General features: G+C 43.5%; 21 protein-coding genes and 3 riboswitches. Of the genes, 17 read left to right on the top strand and 4 right to left on the bottom strand.

The window, feature by feature from the left end; genetic code table 11:
- The first annotated feature begins 392 nt into the window (after nucleotides 1-392).
- The 10 genes from AC25Y6_RS11725 (at nucleotide 393) to AC25Y6_RS11680 (ending at nucleotide 8,703) form a co-directional block, all read left to right on the top strand.
- The gene (locus AC25Y6_RS11725; protein ID WP_488143158.1) at nucleotides 393-770 is read left to right on the top strand and encodes a hypothetical protein; all 378 of its coding nucleotides are present in this window, start codon (nucleotides 393-395) and stop codon (nucleotides 768-770) included.
- A gap of 584 nt (nucleotides 771-1,354) precedes the next feature.
- Nucleotides 1,355-1,465, top strand: a riboswitch (SAM riboswitch).
- 99 nt (nucleotides 1,466-1,564) lie between these two features.
- Nucleotides 1,565-2,125, top strand: a complete 561-nt coding sequence (msrA, locus tag AC25Y6_RS11720) for a peptide-methionine (S)-S-oxide reductase MsrA (protein ID WP_488143157.1) — start codon at nucleotides 1,565-1,567, stop codon at nucleotides 2,123-2,125.
- 69 nt (nucleotides 2,126-2,194) lie between these two features.
- Nucleotides 2,195-2,305: riboswitch (SAM riboswitch) on the top strand.
- Between the two features lie 310 nt (nucleotides 2,306-2,615).
- Complete coding sequence (locus AC25Y6_RS11715; protein WP_488143156.1) at nucleotides 2,616-2,786, top strand: YezD family protein; 171 nt, start codon at nucleotides 2,616-2,618, stop codon at nucleotides 2,784-2,786.
- A gap of 114 nt (nucleotides 2,787-2,900) precedes the next feature.
- Complete coding sequence (locus AC25Y6_RS11710; protein WP_488143155.1) at nucleotides 2,901-3,722, top strand: MetQ/NlpA family ABC transporter substrate-binding protein; 822 nt, start codon at nucleotides 2,901-2,903, stop codon at nucleotides 3,720-3,722.
- 5 nt (nucleotides 3,723-3,727) lie between these two features.
- Nucleotides 3,728-4,729 carry a methionine ABC transporter ATP-binding protein gene (locus tag AC25Y6_RS11705; RefSeq protein WP_482104159.1) on the top strand — a complete coding sequence of 334 codons (1,002 nt, stop codon included), beginning with the start codon at nucleotides 3,728-3,730 and terminating at the stop codon, nucleotides 4,727-4,729.
- The gene (locus tag AC25Y6_RS11700; RefSeq protein WP_482102446.1) at nucleotides 4,719-5,372 is read left to right on the top strand and encodes a methionine ABC transporter permease; all 654 of its coding nucleotides are present in this window, start codon (nucleotides 4,719-4,721) and stop codon (nucleotides 5,370-5,372) included. Before AC25Y6_RS11705 ends, AC25Y6_RS11700 begins: the two co-directional genes overlap by 11 nt.
- A gap of 13 nt (nucleotides 5,373-5,385) precedes the next feature.
- Nucleotides 5,386-6,405, top strand: a complete 1,020-nt coding sequence (locus tag AC25Y6_RS11695) for a CoA transferase subunit A (protein ID WP_488143154.1) — start codon at nucleotides 5,386-5,388, stop codon at nucleotides 6,403-6,405.
- Nucleotides 6,406-6,407: 2 nt separating this feature from the next.
- Nucleotides 6,408-7,166: a CoA-transferase subunit beta gene (locus AC25Y6_RS11690; RefSeq protein WP_482102448.1), complete on the top strand. Its 759-nt coding sequence runs from the start codon at nucleotides 6,408-6,410 to the stop codon at nucleotides 7,164-7,166.
- Nucleotides 7,167-7,196: 30 nt separating this feature from the next.
- Nucleotides 7,197-7,982 carry a CoA transferase subunit A gene (locus AC25Y6_RS11685; protein ID WP_488143153.1) on the top strand — a complete coding sequence of 262 codons (786 nt, stop codon included), beginning with the start codon at nucleotides 7,197-7,199 and terminating at the stop codon, nucleotides 7,980-7,982.
- Complete coding sequence (locus AC25Y6_RS11680) at nucleotides 7,975-8,703, top strand: CoA-transferase subunit beta (RefSeq protein WP_488143152.1); 729 nt, start codon at nucleotides 7,975-7,977, stop codon at nucleotides 8,701-8,703. Before AC25Y6_RS11685 ends, AC25Y6_RS11680 begins: the two co-directional genes overlap by 8 nt.
- Before the next feature lie 542 nt (nucleotides 8,704-9,245).
- On the opposite strand, the gene AC25Y6_RS11675 is transcribed toward AC25Y6_RS11680, so the two are convergent.
- Complete coding sequence (locus AC25Y6_RS11675; protein ID WP_488143151.1) at nucleotides 9,246-9,887, bottom strand: response regulator; 642 nt, start codon at nucleotides 9,885-9,887, stop codon at nucleotides 9,246-9,248.
- Nucleotides 9,887-10,708: a sensor histidine kinase gene (locus AC25Y6_RS11670; protein ID WP_488143150.1), complete on the bottom strand. Its 822-nt coding sequence runs from the start codon at nucleotides 10,706-10,708 to the stop codon at nucleotides 9,887-9,889. Before AC25Y6_RS11670 ends, AC25Y6_RS11675 begins: the two co-directional genes overlap by 1 nt.
- Nucleotides 10,674-10,755: riboswitch (cyclic di-GMP riboswitch) on the bottom strand. (Overlaps the previous gene by 35 nt.)
- 766 nt (nucleotides 10,756-11,521) lie before the next feature.
- On the opposite strand from AC25Y6_RS11670, the gene AC25Y6_RS11665 reads away from it, so the two are divergent.
- The 5 genes from AC25Y6_RS11665 to AC25Y6_RS11645 all read left to right on the top strand — a co-directional run bounded on the left by AC25Y6_RS11665 (nucleotide 11,522) and on the right by AC25Y6_RS11645 (nucleotide 16,745).
- Nucleotides 11,522-12,106 (top strand): TetR/AcrR family transcriptional regulator, encoded by a 585-nt coding sequence (locus AC25Y6_RS11665; RefSeq protein ID WP_488143149.1) that lies wholly within the window; start codon nucleotides 11,522-11,524, stop codon nucleotides 12,104-12,106.
- Between the two features lie 14 nt (nucleotides 12,107-12,120).
- Nucleotides 12,121-13,623: a class I adenylate-forming enzyme family protein gene (locus AC25Y6_RS11660; protein WP_488143148.1), complete on the top strand. Its 1,503-nt coding sequence runs from the start codon at nucleotides 12,121-12,123 to the stop codon at nucleotides 13,621-13,623.
- 136 nt (nucleotides 13,624-13,759) lie between these two features.
- On the top strand, nucleotides 13,760-14,941 hold the full coding sequence (locus AC25Y6_RS11655; RefSeq protein ID WP_488143147.1) for an acetyl-CoA C-acetyltransferase: 1,182 nt from the start codon (nucleotides 13,760-13,762) through the stop codon (nucleotides 14,939-14,941).
- Complete coding sequence (locus AC25Y6_RS11650; protein ID WP_488143146.1) at nucleotides 14,934-15,833, top strand: NAD(P)H-dependent flavin oxidoreductase; 900 nt, start codon at nucleotides 14,934-14,936, stop codon at nucleotides 15,831-15,833. The genes AC25Y6_RS11655 and AC25Y6_RS11650 overlap by 8 nt, the downstream gene beginning before the upstream one ends.
- A 66-nt stretch (nucleotides 15,834-15,899) precedes the next feature.
- Nucleotides 15,900-16,745, top strand: coding sequence for a 3-hydroxyacyl-CoA dehydrogenase family protein (locus tag AC25Y6_RS11645; RefSeq protein ID WP_488143145.1), 846 nt, complete (start codon nucleotides 15,900-15,902; stop codon nucleotides 16,743-16,745).
- Nucleotides 16,746-17,091: 346 nt separating this feature from the next.
- On the opposite strand, the gene AC25Y6_RS11640 is transcribed toward AC25Y6_RS11645, so the two are convergent.
- Both AC25Y6_RS11640 and AC25Y6_RS11635 read right to left on the bottom strand, forming a co-directional pair.
- The gene (locus tag AC25Y6_RS11640; protein ID WP_488143144.1) at nucleotides 17,092-17,835 is read right to left on the bottom strand and encodes an SDR family NAD(P)-dependent oxidoreductase; all 744 of its coding nucleotides are present in this window, start codon (nucleotides 17,833-17,835) and stop codon (nucleotides 17,092-17,094) included.
- A 144-nt stretch (nucleotides 17,836-17,979) separates the two neighbouring features.
- Nucleotides 17,980-18,279 (bottom strand): hypothetical protein, encoded by a 300-nt coding sequence (locus AC25Y6_RS11635; RefSeq protein ID WP_488143143.1) that lies wholly within the window; start codon nucleotides 18,277-18,279, stop codon nucleotides 17,980-17,982.
- An 86-nt stretch (nucleotides 18,280-18,365) separates the two neighbouring features.
- Here AC25Y6_RS11635 and AC25Y6_RS11630 point away from each other — a divergent pair, with 86 nt between their 5' ends.
- Both AC25Y6_RS11630 and AC25Y6_RS11625 read left to right on the top strand, forming a co-directional pair.
- Nucleotides 18,366-21,170, top strand: coding sequence for a bifunctional diguanylate cyclase/phosphodiesterase (locus AC25Y6_RS11630; RefSeq protein WP_488143142.1), 2,805 nt, complete (start codon nucleotides 18,366-18,368; stop codon nucleotides 21,168-21,170).
- Nucleotides 21,167-22,804 (top strand): thiamine pyrophosphate-binding protein, encoded by a 1,638-nt coding sequence (locus AC25Y6_RS11625; protein WP_488143141.1) that lies wholly within the window; start codon nucleotides 21,167-21,169, stop codon nucleotides 22,802-22,804. The genes AC25Y6_RS11630 and AC25Y6_RS11625 overlap by 4 nt, the downstream gene beginning before the upstream one ends.
- The last annotated feature ends 12 nt before the right edge of the window (nucleotides 22,805-22,816 follow it).

Raw genomic sequence — 22,816 nt, 5'->3', positions numbered from 1 at the left:
TACATAAAACGGTACTTCCGTTATGTTGCAAACGTTGAATACAAAGTCAATCCTTGTTGGGGTGCAACATTGTAGTATATTCATTTATTTGCAGGTTCGCGGTTGACCGCCCATATATAGAGTAAGACAGCCCGAATCCCACGGTTGACCGCGTGTATATCGGGAGAAACCGCCCGAAGCTTGCTGTGGACCGCCCATAAAACCAAGCCAGTAGCTAAGTTGTTAGAAATCTGGAAATATAAATCCATACCTGCAATATAAATCTTTGTTTCTATAGTAAATTCACAGATTATCGACAGTGATTTTAAATTTATAACGCAACATACGAATTGGAAAAGTAAGAAAAGTGTTACAGATTTTGTATGCGGAGAAGTAATGGAGGTCTCGAATAAATGAAGAAAATAATGCTAAATATAAGAGAAGTATTGAAACAGTCCGCTTCGGAAATAAAGGCGAACTGGAAGTTAAGTCAGCAGGTACAAGGTAAAAGGAAAAAGATGACCATGTATGTATTGGTTTATATGAATATCGTTTTTTTGCTTCTCTACGCAAGCCTTTGTTCTGGTTCTATTCTTTATATTCTGTTTGGAATCATAGGCGGCGCAATCCTAGGAATTACGGAAAGTCCATATTGGTTCTTATTATTCCTACTGCCAATAGCCGCGCTGCCCTTTTTGTATTTCGTACATACCTTGTGGAAATCTCACTATCCCGACTTTAAAAAGGATTATTTAACAAAACATTCGATTCAAGTGCCTACAGAGGAATGAATTTTTCGAAGGTGGCCTTTTTGGTAGCCTACGGATTATATTCCTACACACGCCCATCTCTAAGTGGTTGACCGTCAATAAAACGGGGGGGAGACTGCCCGTATATCGATAGAGACCGCCCAAATCCGCCGGTAGACCGCTCAAATCTGGTTTGCGACCGCCCGAAGCCGCCGGTAGACTGCTCGAATCTGTTTAGCGACCGCCCGAACCCGGCGGAGGACCGCCCAAATATTGTTTTCAACCACCGATATCTACACCCCACAAAACCGACTCACTAACAGTCACTAAGTCACACAAAACGCTATCCAGAAAAACCGTTAAGAAGTAACAAAGAAACCCAACCAAATTTAAATCGGTTAATAATTAATAATCCTTAAGTACCAATAGCACCAATTCCACTCACTTACTCACCTATTTAAAAGTATTAACAATGCTGCTTACCTCTAGTTCTTTTATCACATGATATTAAACATTCAAACATCGTATATCTTACTCAATATAGTAAAAAATCACAAAATTATATTTTCAGACATTGACTTATCTAAATGGATAGACTAGTATGAATATCAATTACATAGCTAAAACTCTTATAAAGAGAGGCGGAGGGATTGACCCTGTGAAGCCTCGGCAACCATTGAACAGTGTTCAAACGGTGCCAATTTCAACAGATTTATTATGAATCTGACAGATGAGAGGTTTTGCACGCGATATTTGTCATGCGGCGACCTCTTCTTATAGGAAGGGGTCGTTTTTATATGACAGGGGCGTTTATTATAACGAAAAGGGGGATTATGATGACTGAGAAAAAAGTTGAATTGGCAACATTTGCGGGTGGGTGTTTTTGGTGTATGGTGCAGCCGTTTGATACGCAACCCGGTATTGAAAAAGTAGTTTCCGGTTATATTGGAGGCGTCACTGAAAATCCGACGTACGAGGAAGTGCGTGCGGGGGTTACGGGACATACGGAAGCGGTGCAAATCACATACGATCCGACAGTCTTTTCATACGAAAAATTAGTAGACCTCTATTGGCAGCAAATTGACCCGACGGATGCAGATGGTCAGTTTGGCAGTCGGGGAACTTCTTACCGCACGGAGATCATCTATCATAATGAGGAACAGAGACAAGTTGCGGAACGCTCAAAAGAAGCATTAATCCAAAGTGGACGCTTTGAAAAACCAATTGTCACAGAAATCGTTGAAGCAACTATCTTTTATCCAGCTGAGGACTATCATCAAGACTATTATCAAAAGAACCCAGAAAAATATAAAGTCTTCAAAGAAGAGTCGGGAAGAGCGCCCTTCATTCGCGAGAATTGGAATGAAAAATTGGTAGAGGCGTCACTTAAAAAGTAAATAGTTTTAAAGTATAGTTGACACATCGGAATAGATGGATTATTATGAATATCAATTACATAAACAAAACTCTTATAAAGAGAGGCAGAGGGACTGGCCCTTTGACGCCTCAGCAACCATTGAATTCATTCAAACGGTGCCAATTCCAGCAGATGTCGTTCGTCATCTGACAGATGAGAGGTTTTGCCTACAAACTACGTGTTTCGGCGACCTCTTAGTTCACAAGAGGCCGCTTTTTTATCTTTTTTCAGCAGAAGACTCTCACCTCTATAGGTGGGAGATGAATGTGGTTTTGTTATCCTGTTCAATGGGTGTCCAACCGCCCGCTGAACAAAGATAAAGCCTCCGGCGGATGTCACAGATTTTGAAAGGAGTTAATCGAGCAAGCTCGATTCAAAATCTGGACGCAATTACGCCGAGGCGTAATTGATTGCCAATCATCAGATTAGACGTTGTGACTTTCACTCAGTAAAAAAAAGGAGGATGCGCAATGGTTTTGAAAGTGAATGAGGATGTAGTTAAAATCGATGCGATTACGCAGGCGCTGAAAGGTTTGGATTTTGGAGAGGTACACATTACCATCCATGAAGGACAAATCGTTCAAATCGATCGAACTGAGAAAAAACGGTTCCCAGTACTGAAAACTGAAAATAAGAAGTGAAGCTGACCGGACAACCGGAGGCCTCTTGACTTTCACGATATTGTTCAAAGACAATATTGCGAATTGCTGGAGGCCTTTTTTGTATATAAATTAGAAATTTAGGGGGAATAGAAGATGAAAAAAGTGTTTAGAAATTTATTGCTTATTGCAATTAGTGTACTGGTATTGGCGGGGTGCGGGTCTGCATCTGCAGATGATGAAAAGAAGATTAAGATCGGCGCAACAGCGGGTCCTTATAGTGATCAATTGAAGGAAGGGATTATTCCTATACTTGAAAAAGACGGCTTCGAGGTTGAGATTGTCGAGTTCAATGATTATATCCAGCCGAACAATGCGCTAAATGAAGGAAATATCGACGCGAACTTATTCCAAAATAGAAACTATTTAGTGAATTTCAATGAATCCCATGACATGGACCTCGTTCCTGCATATGGCGTTCCGACTGCTCCAATTGCACTTTATTCGGACCAACATACAGCTCTTGAGGATGTAAAAGAAGGCATGACGGTGACGTTGCCAAACGACCCAACAAACCTGGCAAGATCTTTGAACATGATGGAAGACTACGGCTGGATCACAATCTCTGAGGATGTTAATCCGATAACAGCTTCCGAAAAAGACGTGGAAAACAATAAATACAACTTGAAAATCCAACCACTGGATGCGGCGCAAACACCTAGGTCACTCGGTGATGCTGACTTCGCATTCGTCAATGGGAACTTCGCTCTGGCATCAGGTTTGAAATTAACAGAAGCGGTCGATGTGGAGAAAACATCTGAAGATTACTTGATTTACTTGACGATACGAAAAGAAGACGAAGATAAGCCGTTTGCCAAAGCATTGAAGGCAGCGTATCATTCCGACGAATTCTATGAATACACGAAAGAAAATGCAGCGGGTTATGTGCTACCACCTTATCAAGCAGAAAAGGAGTGACTTAAATGATTGAAATCGTCAATGTGACAAAACAATATAAAGACGTGAAAGCCGTTGAAGATGTCACCCTGACCATTCAGCAAGGTGAAATCTTCGGAATTATCGGCTACAGTGGCGCCGGAAAAAGTACATTGTTGCGCTGCTTGAACATGTTGGAAGCACCGACGGCGGGGCAAATCTTCATCGACGGAAAAGAAATGACTTCATTGACGAAGAGAGAGATTAAGAAAGAACGTGTGAAGATTGGCATGATCTTTCAACATTTCCATTTGATCAGCTCGAAAACGGTCGCAGATAATGTCGCATTTTCATTGAAAGCTGCGGGCAAAAGCAAGAGTGAAATCAAGAAACGCGTCGCTGAATTACTTGACATGGTCGGCTTGTCGGATCGTGCGGGACATTATCCAGCTCAATTATCGGGTGGACAAAAACAACGTGTCGGCATTGCACGTGCACTGGCAAATGAACCGAAAGTGTTGCTATGTGATGAAGCAACCTCGGCGCTTGACCCGACAACGACAGCGTCCATCTTAGAATTGCTTCAGGAAATCAATCAGACATTAGGCATTACAATTGTCTTGATCACGCACGAAATGGCAGTCGTACAACAGATTTGTCACCGCATCGCAGTAATGGAAAACGGGAAAGTCGTTGAAGCAGGTGACGTCTATGACTTGTTCGCGAATCCAGCAACGGCTTTAACAAAGCAATTTGTGCAAACGGTCCATTCTTTAACATTGCCAGATCGCTTGCTAACGGGCCGAAAAGGGTCAATCGTCCAAATCGTGTTCCGCGGGGAATCTGCTGAAGAAGGCGTCATTGCAGAAACGTTGAAGAAATACAACGTCGCCATCAATATTCTTCACGGTCAGATAACGTACATACAGGACCGTCCGCTTGGAACGCTCATCATTGAAATTGATGGAGAAAAAACAGAATTACAGAATGCAATCGACTATATTACAACACGGACAAACCAATTGGAGGTGCTCGCAAATGCCGCCTGATATTATTACTGATTTCGGAAATGCTTTTCTTGAAACGTCTTGGATGATGGGGATTGCCGTCGCATTTGCAATCGTCATCGGTGTTCCTTTAGGCGTTGGTCTATTTGTAACAAGTGAAGGGATGTTCTGGCAAAACCGAGTCCTACAGAGTGTCGCAGGGACAATCGTCAATGTTATTCGATCGATTCCCTTCATTATACTACTCGTCGTTTTGATTCCTGTGACGAAACTTATTCTCGGTACGACAATGGGACCCACTGCAGCGAGTGTTTCACTGACCTTTGCGGCAATCCCATTCTATGCCCGCCTGGTGGAAACGTCTTTGCGGGAAATTGACAAAGGCGTCATTGAAGCGGCCGAATCTACCGGTGCATCTGCGTGGTTGATCATCAAGGATGTGTTGCTTCCAGAAGCGAGATCAGGGATGATTGCCGGACTTACCGTCACAGTTATTAGCTTACTGAGCTACTCGGCAATGGCCGGGATGATTGGTGGAGGTGGTATCGGGGACTTAGCGATTCGCTTCGGTTACTATCGTTTTGAAAATGAAATCATGCTGGCAACTGTCGTCATTTTAATCATCATAGTACAGCTCATTCAATTCGCCGGAGACCGCTCGGCAAAAGCAGTCGATAGAAGATAAGGGGGAATAAAAAATGACTACTACAAAAGAAACAGCTTCATCCAAGTTATACGGATGGGCGCACCCAGACGAAATGAGGGCTTTCCGTCAACAGCATAAATCGATGGTGAAAAGAGATAAGTTGACGACAATTGACGAGGCGGTATCGCGCGGTGTCAAAGCAGGCGATTACGTCGTATTCGGCGGCATGGGTTCTGTCCGTAACCCACTTGCGGCGGTCCACGAAATCATTCGCCAAAAAGTTGGAGACCTAACAATCGGAACGAAAGGATCCCAGCATGACTGGCAATTACTCGCGGCATCAGGCAACGTAACGAAAGCGGAAGTATCTTACGGGTTTGCGGATGAAGTGCGCGGATTGGCCAGGCCTGCAAGAGCGGCAGTTGAATCGGGACGCCTTAAAGTCCTATCGGAAACGACGAATGCAGGATTCCAATGGCGTTTCACAGCTGCAATGAAAGGATTGTCATTTTATCCGACCAGGTCATCTCTTGGAACAGATACATTGCAGTACAGCGGTTCTAAAACAATTGTCGATCCATTTACCAATGAACCCGTGGAACTCTTGCCTGCATGCTATCCAGATGTAGCCATCATTCATGTCCACCGTGCAGATCGGTACGGCAATTGTCAAATAGACGGCAATATCGCGGAAGACATCGAAATTGCACATGCTGCGAAATTCGTTTTGATCACTGCGGAAGAAATCGTGCACGATGAAGTCATCCAGAATGATCCGGCATTGACGAAAATTCCTTATTTCGTCGTTGATGCGGTTGTCGAAACCCCATACGGTTCCCACCCAAATCAAGTTCCAGGCTTGTATTCATTCGATGAAGACCATTGGCAAATCTGGCTCGACGCATCTATATCAGATGAGGGCGTTGCAGATTACTTGGAAACATACGTCCACGGAAGCAAAGATCATTATCAGTACTTGGAGAAAATCGGCGGCGTCCGTGTTGTCAATCAATTGAAAAAGATCGAAAAGAAACTGGCTCCATATCCAAAAGTAGCGAAAAGGAGAGGGTAAAGATGGCAACTGAAACAGAAAAAATGATCATCGCGGCTTCTCGCGTATTGCCGAAAGACACGGCTGTTTTCGTTGGAACAGGGATGCCGTTACTCGCATCCGTGCTGGCACTCAATACGCACGCACCCGACATTCTACTCGTCTATGAAGGAGGCGGTGTCGGTGGGAAACCAACCGGCAGACTACCGATTCAAGTAAGTGAATCATTAACATATGAAAACGGCGTAACAGTAGGTTCGATGGATTACGTCATGAGTTTAGCGCAAGCAGGCTGGATCCGCTATGGTTTCTTAGGCGGGGCACAGATTGATGCCTACGGAAACTTAAACACAACCGTCATCGGTGACTGGGAAAATCCAAAAGTAAGACTCCCAGGTTCAGGCGGAGGAGCGGATATCGCATCCTTATGTGAACGCACAATTATTTTAATGAGGCAAGACCGTAAGAAGTTTGTCGCTGAACTCGATTTCCTAACGAGCCCGGGATACTTAACAGGCAAAGGCGAGCGGGAAAAGGTTGGATTGCCAGCGAACACAGGCCCATACCGTGTCATTACACAGCTAGGGATTTACGGATTTGATGATGAAACAAAGAAAATGACATTACTGCAACTGTTCAAAGGATTTACGCTAGACGACGTGCAGGAACAAAGCAGTTTCCCAATCGCAATTAGCAAAGATTGGACGTATGTTGATGCGCCGACCAAACTTGAGCTGGATACATTGTATGCTCTGGATCCTGATGGGATTGTAATAGGGTGATTTTAAATCAGTTGAAATGGGGGATTTGATTTGTCTAAACAATTATCTATACAGGAGGCAGCCGCCTCAATTACTGATGGCTCGTTGCTAGCACTCGGCGGTAATGCATTGCATCGCTCTCCGCTCGCTTTTGTTGTGGAATTAATTCGGCAGGAGAAAAAAGACCTTTCAATCATTAAAACAGCGGGTGCACTCGATATCGATTTACTTGCTTTGGCAAAATCAATCCGTTCGGTGTACGCGGGCTATATCGGTTTTGAAATGCTCGGTTTGGCGCAAAATTACCGAAAAGGCGTTCAAAATGGAGAAATTGTCGTCCATGAACACGCCTGCGCTAGTGTAATCGCTGGTCTTCGGGCAAGCATTTACGGCGCTCCTTTCCAGCCAATCAATGGTTTTCAAGGAAGCGAGCTACCCGAATTGACTGGGTTGGTCCGTTACGTAACCTGTCCATTTACCAATAAAGAAACGGCTGTTGTCCCTGCATTACAGCCTGACGTCACCATTATCCATGCCAATATCGCTGATGAAAATGGAAATGCCTATGTAAATGGCGCATTGTTTGAAGACTTGATCATGGTCAAAGCAGCTAAAAGAGTAATTGTAACTGCAGAAAAGATCATTGATTCTAGTAGTTGGGAAAATAAACCGCAAATCCCTGGATTCCTTGTTGAAAGTGTTGTCCTTGCTGAGAAAGGGGCGGCGCCGGGAAGTTGTGCACCGTTTTACGCAATTGATGAAGTTGAAGTGGCTAGCTATCTAAAAGATCCCGCAAGCTATTTGGAACAGGCAAAGGGGGCCGTCACGCATGTCTAACTTACAAACGGGTGATTATATAACAGTGGCCATGGCGCGGCTCATTAATGACGGGGAACGCGTTTTCCATGGTGTCGCTTCACCGATGCCAGCAATTGCCATTCAATTGGCGAAAAGATTGCACGCTAAAAACGCCGTCTATCTAAGTATCGCAGGCGGCGTGGACGCAAAACCTTCGAATTACTCAAGCGTTTCGACAGCGGATGCATCGTTAAGTGAAGGCGCAATCGTCGATTTTCCACTCTCGGATATTTTCGACTTGTCGGCACGCGGTGGACTGGATGTCGCGTTTTTAAGCGGCGCACAAATTGACGGCCAAGGCCGATTAAACTTAAGCGCAATCGGTACTTTCGATAAACCAAAAGTCCGTTTACCAGGCGGAGCGGGAAGTGCAGCATTGCTTCCGACAGTGAAAAGAGGCATTTTGTGGAAAACAACCCACGACAAACGAGGGCTTGTTGACAAGCTCGACGTGGTCACAGCTGCCGGAAATACAGAAACCGTCATCACACCACTCGGCGTATTCAAAATATCTGAAACAGATAAGCGTTTGAAGTTGTTATCCCTATTTCCAGCAGTTACATATGAGGAAGTCATCGAAAAAACAGGTTTCACCGTCGAAAAACACGAAGACTTTGAAGCGTTTGTCCCACTGACGGAGGAGGAAATTCAACTGTTGCAGGAAATCGATGGCAATGGTGTTAGGTTTAGTGAGTTTTGAGAAATAGGCAATAAAATAGTCTACAAAAATCGTCCACACGTATTTTCCGTGTAGGCGATTTTTTTGTAGTTGAATTGTGGGGGGCGGCGCAAGGGCGACCGCTCGTATAATGGTTTGGACCGCTCGAATCCCGCGCGCGACCGCTCGTATATTGGTTTTAACCGCTCAAACCCCACGGATGATCGCCCGAATATGGTGCTAGACTGCCCGAAACTCGCCACCAACCGCTCAATCCCAACGCGCGGAAATGTCCAACCAATCAAAAAGTGTCCAACAAACCCATCGAAGCAGCCAACTAATCCCTAAAAATGTCCAACCACGCACGACCGCTCGTATAATGGTTTTAACCGCTCAAACCCCGCGGATGACCGACCGAATATGGTGCTAGACTGCCCAAATATCGCATACAACCGCCCGAAAATCGCCACCAACCGCTCAAATCCCACACACAACCGCCCAAATATCGCCATCAACCGCTCAAACCCCGCACACAACCGCCCACACGAAAAAACCAAATGGACGATTTTCACTCGATAACCCACTCAATTCGCGTGATAAGTCACCAACCCCTTCACATTGGCATACAGCGCGGCATTCGTCCTATCAGCTAAATCCAATTTCGCCAAGACCTGGGATACATGTTTTTTTACAGTGTACTCGGTGATATACAATGCCTGTGAGATTTGCTTATTGGAATGGCCCATGCCGAGTTCAAGCAAGACTTCCTTTTCCTTTGGAGTCAGCTGTTCGATATGTACGTCTTCCTCAACAGGCACTTCAGATTTCGTAACAAAGTCAAGCACCCCAGGGTCATAATACTTCCTGCCCTTGTCAATAATTCGCAAAGCGTGAAGGAGTTCCTCAGGGAATGCCTCTTTTAAAATATAACCATCGACACCTATTTGTTTGGCTAGTTCAAAATCGAGCGCATCTATTGATGAAGTGAGCACAACGAACTTGCAAGTGATGCCTTGTTGTTTTGCTTCTGCGATCAAATCCAAACCGAATTCTTTCCCTAATCGAAGATCGACAATCGCTAAATCAGGCGTAGCTGTGCGAAAAAGGATAAGCGCCTCTTGGCTATTCGTTGCTTCTCCAACAATTTCCATTGCATCGTCTGAAGAAAGGATCGACGCTAGCCCTTTTCTAACCAGTGGATGATCGTCAACACTAACAATTCGCATTATCCGATGACCTCATTTTTCATATTTAAATTGGGAATTTCAATTTGAATTTCTGTTCCAATGCCTTGTAATCCACCAATTGAAAATGTACCAAAGAAAGAACGAACACTATCTTTCATATTAGCGAGACCGATTCCTTTTTCCTGCTGACTCTCGTGCGTGTCTACATTAATGCCGATCCCGTTATCCTTAATTTCCAAAACCGTTTTCTCTTCCAATAAAAACAACCTTAGTTCAATGGCAGTACACTCACCATGACGAACCGCATTGCCACACGCTTCAGAAATAATCCGATAAAGCGACTGCTTTAATTCCTCCGAAATAAACGCTTCGTCACCCGTAATTTGGTAATCTATCCGTACATCAACGAGACGTGCGTACTCGTAAAAAAAGTTTTTAAGGCGGATAAGAAAATCGTCCTCGCCTTTCTTGATGGAACTGAGTTGATAGATAGCTGCTCGAAGTTCTATAATGGTCATATTCACCGACTGAGATAAAAACTGGTACTCTTCATTCAATTCATCAGAAGTCATATCTTGACCATTCATCTGCAAACTAAGCAGGGAACTAGACAGACCAAACAACCTTTGCGAGACACTATCATGGATTTCATTGGCAATACGGTTCTGTTCATCACGAATAATTTCATCGACATAAGCCTGTCCTAAAGCAAAAGAGGGTCCTGACGTACTGCACGCTTGTACCTTAGTATCTAGGATTTTATTAATACCACTCATTCCTCCCATCATAATAAAAACCCGACTGAATTGGACATAATGTCCAACTCTAATCAGGCCGGTTGCACCAATAACTCCATACATCCAAGGTGCCCACATGGAGGATGTACTTCACAGTTTCCGCTCATTATATTCCTCGATCCCCACGTCTAGTATTCTCGGGAATGAAAACAACAGTAGGGAACCCACTGCCCATAAATGCCCGAATGAGTCAACTAACCATCAGTTGGGGGTGGGGGACTCCCCCGCTGACTTTATATAGTTCAGTATAACCAACTTAGGTTGAATATTACGTCACCTGTTGCGGTTGGGGAGGTTCTATTTTTGTACTATTAGCATATATTTTATCGTTTTAAGATTATTCTGTTACTTAATACCCACCCAAACGCAAATGATGATAAGAGTTCTTCTAATAGAAGTACATTCAAAAGAACATTGAGCTGGTACTAAAGTGTAACAGCACTACACTAAAGTAGAACAACAGAGAGACAAGGAGAACTGAAAAGTGCACTTTGGAGTGAGGATTGCCACGAGAAATCGGACCGCCCGAATATGGGTTTGGACTGCCCAAATATCGCCATTAACCGCCCAATCCCCACGCAGTACCGCCCGAATATCACAAACCCCCGCCCAATCCCCGCACATAACTGCCCAAAAATCGCCTCCAACTGCCCGTTACATACATATTTGAACTATGATTTAAAATTCAAACAATGTTCAAAAAGGACTTGCAATCTAATTTGTAGATTGCTAAAATAACTACAAGGTTAGAATTATCAGTTAATTTAACAATGATTAAATGAAAGAATACAAAATAGCAAGAAGGTACCAATACATTGCGGTACCATCCATAAAGGAATTTACTGAAAATGAAAACGCTTGCGTAGAGGTGGAAAAATGAAGCTCTCTGAGAAAAGAACATTGAAGAAGAAAGAACAGATATTATTGACAGCAATCACTATTGTAAATCAAAGAGGCTATGATGGAGCGACGATGGAGGAAATTGCAGCAGAGCTTTTGATGACGAAAGGTTCTTTGTATTATTACTTTAAAAGTAAGAGCGACTTGATGTACCAATGTCATAGTTTCGTACTCTTTCAAGCAACGATTGAACTTGAAAATGAATTAGATGGAAAAGGGTCGGCAGAAGCAGTCCTTCGAAGAATGATTGCAATGCATATAGATTACGCAATTGAAGAAAAAGAGACATTCAATATGATTTTGGAACCTAGACAAATCTACGACGCGGATCAATTAGAAGAGGTTTTAAAACTTCGTAAAGATTACGCGGAGTTATTCGATCGGATCATCGAAAGGGGTATCAATTCAAAGGAGTTTCACCCAACAGAGACAATCATCGTAAGAATGATGATACTCGGCGCGATGAACTGGATTCAACAGTGGTATAACCCAAGTGGAAGAATCCCGAAAGATGAATTGAAAACCTACTTTGGAGATTACATTGTTAAATTATTGAAATGAGGGGATGGGAAGAAATGTTCATGCCAGAAGTTTTAGCAAATTATGCTGAAAATCAACCGGGTAAAGTCTTCACTTTTTATAACGGACGCGAATGGACATATGGCGAATTTTACGAAAAAGTGAAAAGAGTAGCCGCTTACTTTCAATCTAAAGGATATAAAAAGGACGATATTATTGCGCTGTATTCACTGAATTCAGATGTATTTCTTGTATGTTACTTCGGAATTCAATTAGGTGGATTTTCTGTCATGCCCATCAACACGAAATTAGCTGCTCCTGAAGTGGAATATATTTGCAATCAATCAGAAGCAAAAGCACTCATTTATGATATCAGGATTGAACAAATAATTAATGAGTTAGAACACGTATTTCAAGAGAAATTAACAATTGACGGAGGAGAACTGCTAGGGGGGATTTTAGAAGAGTCTTCCCTGGAATTTTCTCCTGTCCAATTAAATGCAAACGACACAGCCGTTGTTATGTACACATCAGGCACAACAGGTAAACCAAAAGGTGTCATGTTGACACATCAAAACATTCTTGCGACGGCAGAGATTTGGTCAGAAGCAATGAGTGTATCGGATAAGGATAGAATGCTAGTCTCAACGCCATTATTCCACTGTGCTGCAAGTCATGTTTTTGTTGTACCGGTAACGTATAAAGGTGGTTCAATCATTATCGAAGAAGCATTTTCCACAGTCCAAACCCTTAACCTGTTACAAGGGGCAGGCCCGACAATGTTTTTTGGTGTACCGGCAATGTACACAATCATTTTGAACTTACCTCAAATTCATGATATGAAGCTTCCGACACTTCGATTATTTGCGTACGGTGCAGCTCCGATGCCTTATGAATTAGTAAAGAAACTAAAAGAAACTTTCCCGAATGTCAAAGTGCAAAATCTATATGGTCAAACGGAAAATACGCCAGCCGCTTCGACATTAAAAGATCATCTTGCACTTGAAAAAATAGGTTCGGTAGGAGAGGCACTTCCGCAAACTGAAATCAGAGTAGTTGATGAATACGGAAAGCCGCTTCCGGTTGGTCAAGTGGGGGAAATTGTCGTCAAAGGACCACAAGTAATGAAAGGTTATTTAAGAAATGAGGCAGCAACCCTACAAGCGATTAAAGATGGCTGGCTTTACTCGGGCGACTTAGGAAGATTTGATGAAGATGGACTCCTATATATCGTTGATCGGAAAAAAGATATGATCAATCGCGGTGGAGAGAATGTCTATCCGGTTGAAGTGGAAGAAGTATTGTATCAAATTCAAGAGTTGTTGGAAGCGGCAGTTGTCGGTGTGCCGCATGAAGTTTATGGTGAAGTACCAAAAGCATTTGCAGTGATGAAAGAGGGGAAATCGATTACTGAAAAGCAGGTTATTGAATACTGCAGAACGCAACTCGCGAAGTACAAAGTGCCAATAGAAGTGGAGTTTTTGGATGAACTGCCGAGAAATGCATCCGGGAAAGTGTTGAAGCACACACTTTGGCCGAAAGTTGAGGCAAAGGCGTGAGTCAGGTTCTATATGAAGTGCAGGATTAACGCTATTGGTATTACATGAAAGCAACTATAGATAATGAGATAGCCGATTCAATGGGAGAAATAAAACTCACAGGAAATTGTGAGTTATGGGGAGAGGAAGATGGGATATGAGTAATGTATACATCGTCGATGGAGCACGAACGGCATTTACAGAGTTTGGAGGATCTTTTGCGAAGGTAGGTGCGACGGAGCTCGGTACAGCAACCGCAGTGGAAGCATTGAGGCGCTCGAATGTGCAACCTGAACAAGTCGATCATGTCATCTATGGCAATGTGATTCATACAGGAAAAGGGGCCGCATATATTGCGCGCCACATTGGATTAAAAGCGGGCGTTCCTGAAGAAGTTCCAGCACTGACGTTAAACCGACTATGCGGGTCAGGTATGCAATCCGTAGTAACAGCGGCACAACATATTTTATTGGGCGAAGCCGAGATTGTTTTAGCAGGTGGAGCGGAAAATATGTCGCAATCTCCGTACGCCAATTTTGAACAACGTTTCAGTGGTTCGAAGCTAGGAAATTTGCAATTTGAAGATATGTTAACGGCGACATTGACAGATCAACACACAGGAAGTGGTATGGGCATGACGGCAGAAAAACTGTCTGAACAGTATTCGATTTCCAGGGAAGAACAAGATGCGTTTGCCGTCGAGTCCCATCAACGTGCAGCGAAAGCAGTTGAGGACGGCTTGTTTGCTGAGGAAATTATTACCGTTGAAGTGAAAACACGCAGAAATACAGTGTTGGTCGATAAAGATGAGCATATTAGACCAGATGTGGATGGTGCCGGAATGGCAAAGCTCCGACCTGCATTTCAAAAAGAGGGAACGGTTACAGCTGGAAATGCCTCGGGGATTAATGACGGCGCAGCTTCCGTTGTTGTCGCCAGTGAAAAAGCTGTACAAGCGAATGGATTAAAGCCAATCGCACGTATTGTTTCATGGGGAGTCGTTGGTGTGGATCCAACAATTATGGGAATAGGTCCAGTTCCCGCCATCAAACAAGCATTAAAACGGGCGAATCTGACCATTGAAGATATGGATATTGTGGAAGTGAATGAAGCATTTGCAGCACAATACCTAGCCGTTGAAAAAGAGTTGGGACTAGATCGTTCGAAAACAAACGTCAATGGCGGCGCGATTGCACTGGGACATCCGGTAGGCGTAAGTGGTACAAGGATTTTATTGTCAGCTGCTTATGAATTAAAACGGCGTAATGCGAGATATGCCGTGGCGAGCCTGTGCATAGGCGGCGGACAAGGCATTGCAGTGGTGCTTGAAAATGCTTAAAATCCCTGTGATTATTGCCCCTATGTTTTTAGTTTCTACACCAAAAATGGTGATTGAGGCAGGAAAAGCAGGCGTCATTGGTTCATTCCCTCTATTAAATGCACGTCCAATAGAGAAATGTGCTGAATGGCTACAAGAAGTGAAGGAAGGGTTAAATGATATTCCTTGGGCAGTGAACTTTCTTTGCCATAAAAAAACAAATACACGCTATGAGGACGATCTGGAATTAATTCGGAAATACGAACCTCCTATTGTCATTACTTCCCTCGGGCATCCGGGGGAAGTGAAAGAAGTCGTTCATGGCTATGGGGGTCTCGTTTATTCAGACGTGGCACATGTAAAACACGCGAAAAAAGCTGCGCAATCGGGAGTAGATGGCTTAGTTTTAGTGTGCGCTGGTGCAGGGGGCCATGGTGGGACATTAAATCCATTTGCATTTATTGCAGCGGTAAAAAGCTTTTATAAGGGGACAATCATATTATCAGGAACCATTTCAACAGGCGCAGACATTGCGGCTGCACAGTTAATGGGGGCAGATTATGCCTATATGGGCACGCGTTTCTTAGCGGCAGAAGAAAGCAGCGCACAAGAGGAATTCAAACAAATGGTCATCGATTCGACAATTGATGACATTGTTTACTCAGATTCATTTAGCGGCGTCCATGCAAATTATCTAATTCCGAGCATCATAAAAGAAGGCATTGACCCAGCAACACTCAAACCAAAAGAGGAAGTAGATTTAACGCATTTGGTGGAAGTCAAAGCCTGGCGCGATATTTGGTCCGCGGGTCAAGGTGTAACAACCGTTACGAAACGTGAAACAACAAAAGAAATTGTGGATTTGCTAATTAAGGAGTATGAGGACGGGGTCGCCCTGCTTAGTAAATCCTGAATTACTTAAATGAAAGCAACAGAATGACCAAGACATTTTAAAAGGAGTAACAAAAGGGGTGACAGTATGATTAGGAAAATTGCAGTAGTTGGCGCAGGTACAATGGGCAATGGGATTGCTCAAGTAGCAGCGGAAGCAGGTCATGAAGTAATTTTGTTGGATAAAAACCCAGAAGGTCTTGACCGTGGAATTAAGCGAATTGAACAAACGTTAAAGCGCAATGTAGAAAAAGGGAAACTAGATCAATCAGCAGCTAATCAAATTAGAAACAGCATTCAGCCAACTACTTCAATAGAAGACCTTAAAGATGTAGACTTTGTCATAGAGGCAATTATTGAGCGGATAGAGCCTAAAAAAGAACTGTTTACAGAACTGGATCAAATATGTAAGCCTTCGACCATTTTTGTTTCTAATACGTCTGGGCTAAGCATTACCGAAATGGCGAGCGCAGTTAGTCGAAGTGAGCAGGTGATTGGCATGCATTTCTTCAATCCCGTCCCTGTTTTGGAATTGGTTGAAATCATCAGAGGCGAACAAACGAGTGATGAAACCTTCCAAACCGCTCATGAACTAGCTGAAGAGTTCCATAAAGTCGCCATTTCAGTAAAAGAAGCACCATTGTTCGCTGTGAATCGCATCTTAACACCGATGATCAACGAAGCGATTTTTGTATTATCAGAAGGAATTGCTTCAGCGGAAGACATTGATAAAGGGTTGATGCTTGGAGCGGGTCACCCAATCGGTCCACTTGCGCTAGCTGATTTAATTGGTCTGGATACGCTGCTTTTTGTCGTAGAAACGCTTTACAACGAAACCAATGATTCCAAATACCGCCCAGCCCCTTTACTCAGAAAATATGTACGCGCCGGACGTCTCGGAAGGAAAACAGGGGAAGGCTTCTTTAAATACTGAGTGTTTCATCTGATGGAGATTGGCTATTTGCATAAATAGCCAATCTTCATTTTGTTTTTATTCAATCGGATGAATTTGTTAGATTAAACATCTGGACTTCATGCAGTTGGAGAATGTCCACCGAACCAGAATAGGGGTAAACTGATGATGAAAAAGAGACTGCTATTCGTCCCTTAAATTTACTATATTTATGCCCTGATAAAACCAAAAGCACACCACTAAAATATCTTAGTGATGTGCTTTTTGTTAATAGTATATGCAGCATTATAAACAAGACATGATCTTAATTAACCTCATGGACAATCAGTTGTCCTTAATGTTACAGAGTATCTTCTTTTTTCATTCATTATTGTGCAGTATATCCGCCGTCGACGAAGACTGTTGTACCTGTAACAAAATCGTTTTCAGCCAAGAAGATGACCGCATGCGCAATTTCTTCAGGGTTTCCAAGTCTTCCAACTGGGTGCTTGGCAACAAGTCCGTCATAGAAATCACCTAAAGCTTCTTTGTTTACAAGTCCTGATTCGATGAATCCTGGCGCAATAGCGTTTACTCTGATATTTCGCTTTGCGTATTCAAGAGCTCCTGCTTTCGTCATTTGGTTGACGGCACCTTTTGAAGCGGCATAAGCGAAAGCACCCTCTTGTCCAACAGAGCCTAAAATAGACGCGGTATTGATAATAGAGCCGCCGCCTGTTTTCAAGAATTCACGAATCGCATATTTCATCCCGAAAAATACACCATCTTGGTTTACTTTTATGATTTTTTGATATGCTTCATACGTAAGTTCATGCGTATCTGTCATCCCGCCAATTCCAGCATTGTTAACGATTACATCTATTTTTCCAAAATGTTTAACCGTTTCAGAGACAAGATTAGCCACGGATTCTTCATTCCCGGCATCCACTTTAACGAATAGAACATCTAAGCCTTCTGCTTTTAATTCTGCTTCTTTCGCTTTACCAAGTTCTACATTAAAATCAGCAATAACTGCTTTTGCACCTTTTTCAGCAAAAGCTTTAACCGTTGCCAATCCAATTCCGCTTGCTCCACCTGTTACAACTGCTACTTTATTTTTCAAATCGGTCATGTAAAACACCCCTTAGAATAATAAATTGAATTCGATATAAAATTAAGAATATATCTTGTATTCAAGATAATAGGTTTTAATCAAAATGTCAAAAGAAAACCATTAAATTCAAGTTGTTGATACTCCTGCATGCGTCGCTCAAGCTCAACGCACGACGGCCCAAAAATCGTCTTCATTAGCCCGAAAACCACCACCAACCGCCCAACCCCCACACGCGACCGCCCGAAAACCGCCGTCAACCGCCCAATCCCCACACGCGACCGCCCGAAAACCGCCGTCAACCGCCCAATCTCCACACGCGACCGCCCGAAAACTGCCGTCAACCGCCCAACCCCCACGCACGACCGCCCAAAAATCGGCTTCAACCGCCCAATCCCCACACACAACCGCCCAAAAACCGCCTCCAACCGCCCAATCCCACCAAAAGAATATCCAACAAACCACCCCCTCGTGGTACTATTAAGAAAACACCAAAATCATCCAATGCACCCAAACCATAAACTACAACAAATGAGAAAGGGGTAGCTAGAGTGGAAGAACAAACTAGATATTCCAGGCTTGCTAATATTACGAAGTTAATCAATACGAAACTCGAACTACGGGATGTACTTGGAGTGGTCGTAACCGCCATTTCTGAAGAAATCGTTCAATGCGATTCAGTGGGCATCTATTTGCCGGAGGAGGACGGATCATTCAGGGGGGTCGTTGGGAAACCGGAAATCATTAATGGAATGACGCTCGATATGCAGGTCATCGAAACGGAATACGATTTGTTGGCAAAAGAAGTCATTGAGACGCAACAAACAATTTATATAGCCGATACAAGTAAGGACAACCGTCCCGATCCAAGAGCGGTGAATGCCTTTCAGATTAAATCATTATTGGCTCTGCCGATCTCTTATGAATCTGAACTGTTTGGGCTTGTTTTTCTATTCGACTATGGAATTCCTATGAACTTAACAGAGTCAGAGATTCAGTCGGTTGAAGCGTATGTCAATATGGCGGCTGTCGCGATTCAAAACGCTGCGAATTTAACGCGCAAGGAAAACTTGATCGCAGAAAAGCAATTGCTACTGGATGTGACGCGTGATCTATCCATGTGTTCGTCGATGCAAGAGGGGATTGAGAAATGCTTTTTCTACGTTGGAAAAGTGCTGAATAATAACAATGTTGGGGTGCACTTACTCGATCCTTCCGCAGAACGCCTTATTAAGCCTGCGCACTTAAGCAAGGACAGTGATTGGACGGAAGAAGATTGGATGGAGACCCACGGCAAAACTAAAATCGAAGCCAGTACGGATGCTGCGCTACAGGAAGTCCTTCGAACGAAAAAAGCGCTTCTCATTCCGGACGTTTTTGCGGATGAACGAACAAACCACGACGGTTGCCGTGAATTTGGCATTAAAGGAATGTTTCTACTTCCATTAGTGTCAATGGGCGAGAGTTTAGGTGTCATTGCCGTCGTCGATTTGAAGGAGACAGGTATGGTTTATTCAGTTGCCGACCAACAGCTTGCACAGTCAATTGTTGACGCAACTGCTTCCACGCTGTCGAATTTATTGTATATGGAAAAGCAGGAAGTCATTATCGAAGAGCGAACGTCGGAAATAACGGAAAAAAACAAGGAACTTGAAGACGTAGTGACAGAGCTGCAGCACCTAAGCCGTGAAAAAGAGCTTATTCTTAACTCGGCAGGGGAAGGCATATTCGGTTTGGACCTGGAAAGGAGGATTACATTTTGTAACCCGGCAGGTGAATCGATGCTGGGCTATGAAACAAAAGGCGCGCTGATTGGAAAAACGTACAAAATTATTTTCGATAAAGCCAAATCGCGAGACCTGGATTTAGTATCGGATTTTATAGAAGCAAAAGAAGAGAAGTACAGTGCAGAAGGCTGCTTTATCAGAAAAGATAAGTCCATCCTAGCGGTTGAATACGTCATTTCCACCATTATCGAGAGTGACGAAATTGTTGGGTACGTCGTGACGTTTAAAGACATCGTGCAAAGGAAGCGGATGGAAGAAGAGATAAAATACCATGCCTATTACGATAGCTTAACAAATTTGCCGAATCGAATTCTGTTAAAAGACAGACTGGAACAAGGGCTGACCTATTCCAAAAACCATGGAGGCAAATTGGCCGTTTTGTATATGGATCTGGATCGTTTCAAAACTGTCAATGACACACTTGGACATAGTTATGGGGATTTGCTGCTCGGTTATGTGGCAAAACGACTAGCCACCTGTATTCCAAAAGATGCCACGGTGTCGCGGCAAGGCGGAGACGAGTTCATCATCTTATTACCGAGTATTACGAGTGAATCCGATGTTTTAGATGTCATTAACTCCATCAATGAAACATTCGTCAAGCCGTTCACACTTAGAGAGACTGAAGTCTACATTAAAAGCAGTATTGGGATCAGTCTATTCCCTGAAAACGGGGATACAGCCGAACAGTTGATAAAAAATGCGGATATTGCGATGTATCAGTCTAAAAAACTGGCGGGGGACAGCTACCACTTCTATGAAGCCGGTATGGATGCGGTCACTTTTGAGAGTCTGATTATTGAAAATGCGTTGTATAAGGCTGTTGATAATGAGGAGCTCGTGATTGCTTATCAACCGCAAATCAATTTTAAAACGAAAACAGTTGTCGGAGTGGAAGCGTTAGTCCGATGGAATCATCCAATTGAGGGGATGATACAGCCCGACAAATTCATCCCGATTGCAGAAGAAACGGGTTTGATCGTCCCTATTGGCGAATGGGTGCTTGAGAATGCCTGCAGACAAATTAAGCAATGGCAGGAACAGGGATATCCACGGCTCAGCGTGGCCGTCAATTTATCGGTCCGTCAGTTTGAAAAAAATGATTTGTTTATGGTTGTAAAAACGATTTTGGATGAAGTCGAGTTATCCCCGGAATTTTTACACCTGGAACTCACGGAAAATCAAATCATTAAAAATACAGCGTTAACGTTAAAAACGATGGAGCAGCTAAAAGAAATCGGCATCAAAATAGCCATCGATGATTTCGGTACGGGCTATTCATCACTAGGCTATTTGAAGGACTTTCCCATAAATTTGTTGAAAATTGATAGATCATTCATTTCAGAATTACGAAAAGACGATGATAGTGCGGCGATTACAAATACCATTATTACGCTGGCTCAAAATCTTAACCTCGATGTCATTGCGGAAGGCGTCGAAACCATAGAACAGGCAGAGTTTTTGGCTTCAAGAAATTGTTACTTAATGCAGGGCTTTTACTTCGGCCGGCCAATGAATGCAGAAGAATTCGAACAAAAATATCTCATAAACCAAGGAGGAATCATATGAAAGCAGTACGCGCAGTTGTAGATTATTTAAAAGACAATGGGGTTACGCATATTTTTGGTATACCTGCAGGATCAGTCAATGCGTTTTTTGACGAACTGTATGATACGCCCGAAATCACACCTATCGTAACAAAGCATGAAGGGGCAGCTTCTTATATGGCAGCGGCTTATGCAAAGTATGCGGGAGAACTAGCAGTATGCATCGCTTGCAGTGGACCAGGCGGAACGAATCTTGTAACAGGAGCTGCCAACGCAATGCGGGAACATTTGCCAGTATTGTTCCTAACCGGTGCCGTTCCAGTCAACACCGTCGGATTAAATGCGTCTCAAGAACTGGATGCTGAACCCATCTTCCGTTCCGTGACAAAGTATAGTGTAACAATTACGGACGCTCAAGACCTATTGAAAGAAGTGGTGAAAGCAACTGAAATAGCGCTATCCGGCGTGCCGGGACCTGTTCACATCGCTATGCCGATTGATGTCCAACTTGAGGAAATAGAACCGCTTGAAATTCCGCGTTTTCCGCGTAGAGCGCCGATTGAACCGAACCGCGACACGATTAGAACCGTAGCCAAAGAGCTAGTGAATAGAGAAAATGGCTATCTATTTGTGGGACAAGGAATTCGAAATTCTGTTGAATCAGTGATCGAACTGGCGGAACTACTAAACTGGCCAATCATGACAACACCGGTGGCAAAAGGCTATATTCAAGAGGATCACCCCTTACTCGTAGGCGTGTTCGGGTTTGCGGGGCACGAAGAAGCCTCTTTGCTCATCAATGAAGGCGACAGCCAGGCACTGCTAGTCATCGGTTCAAGTTTAGGTGAAACAGCAACAAATAACTGGAATGCCAATCTGACAAAAGACCGTTTTACAGTTCAGATGGACTTTGACGAAACCGTCTTTAACCGGAAATATGCCATTGATATCCCAGTACTAGGTGATATCGAGTGGAGTGTACAAGTATTAATTGAGGAATTAAAGGCTCTTGGTCTAACGAAGAAAAGTGTGAAGGTAGTAAAACAGGATAAAAAGAGTGAAGATGCAATCGAATACAACACCAAAAACGTCTTAGTGCAACTCCAAAAATTCGTCCCAGCATCGACGCGTTACACAATCGATATCGGCGAATACATGGCTTACGTCATTCACCATATGAATGTGCTGGCTTCCGATACCTATAGCATTAATGTCCACTTTGGTGCCATGGGAAGCGGCATTGGATCAGCAATTGGCTCAAAATTAGCCGAACCTGAACGTCCAGTTGTCTGTATAACAGGCGACGGCAGTTTCTTCATGCACGGCATGGAAATACTGACGGCCAAAGAGCATAAATTGCCGATTGTGTTCGTCATTATGAATAACGCTCGTTTAGGAATGGTTTACCATGGCCATTCCCAGCAGTACAAACGCACGCATGCTTCTTTTGGACAAGAACCCGTTAATATTGCCGCAATGGCGGCGGCTATGAATATTCCGAGTGCGCGAATTGAATCTATGGACGATCTTCATCAAGACGTCTTGAATAGCTTACTCAAAGTAGATGGACCTTCCATCTTGGAAATCGTTTTGGTCGATGAAACGGTTCCACCAATGGGCGACCGTGTGAAATTCCTATCGTCGTTTGGTAAATAAAGTAGATGGAAG

The organism is Sporosarcina sp. Y1004 (assembly GCF_057669665.1).
The sequence above is the reverse complement of the archived record's forward strand: the minus strand, read 5'-3'. Positions and strand labels throughout refer to the sequence as shown.

Coding starts and splice junctions, on each gene's coding strand:
- AC25Y6_RS11725 (WP_488143158.1), top strand. CDS start 393: ATGAAGAAAATAATGCTAAATATAAGAGAAGTATTGAAACAGTCCGCT.
- msrA (WP_488143157.1), top strand. CDS start 1,565: ATGACTGAGAAAAAAGTTGAATTGGCAACATTTGCGGGTGGGTGTTTT.
- AC25Y6_RS11715 (WP_488143156.1), top strand. CDS start 2,616: ATGGTTTTGAAAGTGAATGAGGATGTAGTTAAAATCGATGCGATTACG.
- AC25Y6_RS11710 (WP_488143155.1), top strand. CDS start 2,901: ATGAAAAAAGTGTTTAGAAATTTATTGCTTATTGCAATTAGTGTACTG.
- AC25Y6_RS11705 (WP_482104159.1), top strand. CDS start 3,728: ATGATTGAAATCGTCAATGTGACAAAACAATATAAAGACGTGAAAGCC.
- AC25Y6_RS11700 (WP_482102446.1), top strand. CDS start 4,719: ATGCCGCCTGATATTATTACTGATTTCGGAAATGCTTTTCTTGAAACG.
- AC25Y6_RS11695 (WP_488143154.1), top strand. CDS start 5,386: ATGACTACTACAAAAGAAACAGCTTCATCCAAGTTATACGGATGGGCG.
- AC25Y6_RS11690 (WP_482102448.1), top strand. CDS start 6,408: ATGGCAACTGAAACAGAAAAAATGATCATCGCGGCTTCTCGCGTATTG.
- AC25Y6_RS11680 (WP_488143152.1), top strand. CDS start 7,975: ATGTCTAACTTACAAACGGGTGATTATATAACAGTGGCCATGGCGCGG.
- AC25Y6_RS11675 (WP_488143151.1), bottom strand. CDS start 9,887: ATGCGAATTGTTAGTGTTGACGATCATCCACTGGTTAGAAAAGGGCTA.
- AC25Y6_RS11670 (WP_488143150.1), bottom strand. CDS start 10,708: ATGTATGGAGTTATTGGTGCAACCGGCCTGATTAGAGTTGGACATTAT.
- AC25Y6_RS11665 (WP_488143149.1), top strand. CDS start 11,522: ATGAAGCTCTCTGAGAAAAGAACATTGAAGAAGAAAGAACAGATATTA.
- AC25Y6_RS11660 (WP_488143148.1), top strand. CDS start 12,121: ATGTTCATGCCAGAAGTTTTAGCAAATTATGCTGAAAATCAACCGGGT.
- AC25Y6_RS11655 (WP_488143147.1), top strand. CDS start 13,760: ATGAGTAATGTATACATCGTCGATGGAGCACGAACGGCATTTACAGAG.
- AC25Y6_RS11650 (WP_488143146.1), top strand. CDS start 14,934: ATGCTTAAAATCCCTGTGATTATTGCCCCTATGTTTTTAGTTTCTACA.
- AC25Y6_RS11645 (WP_488143145.1), top strand. CDS start 15,900: ATGATTAGGAAAATTGCAGTAGTTGGCGCAGGTACAATGGGCAATGGG.
- AC25Y6_RS11640 (WP_488143144.1), bottom strand. CDS start 17,835: ATGACCGATTTGAAAAATAAAGTAGCAGTTGTAACAGGTGGAGCAAGC.
- AC25Y6_RS11625 (WP_488143141.1), top strand. CDS start 21,167: ATGAAAGCAGTACGCGCAGTTGTAGATTATTTAAAAGACAATGGGGTT.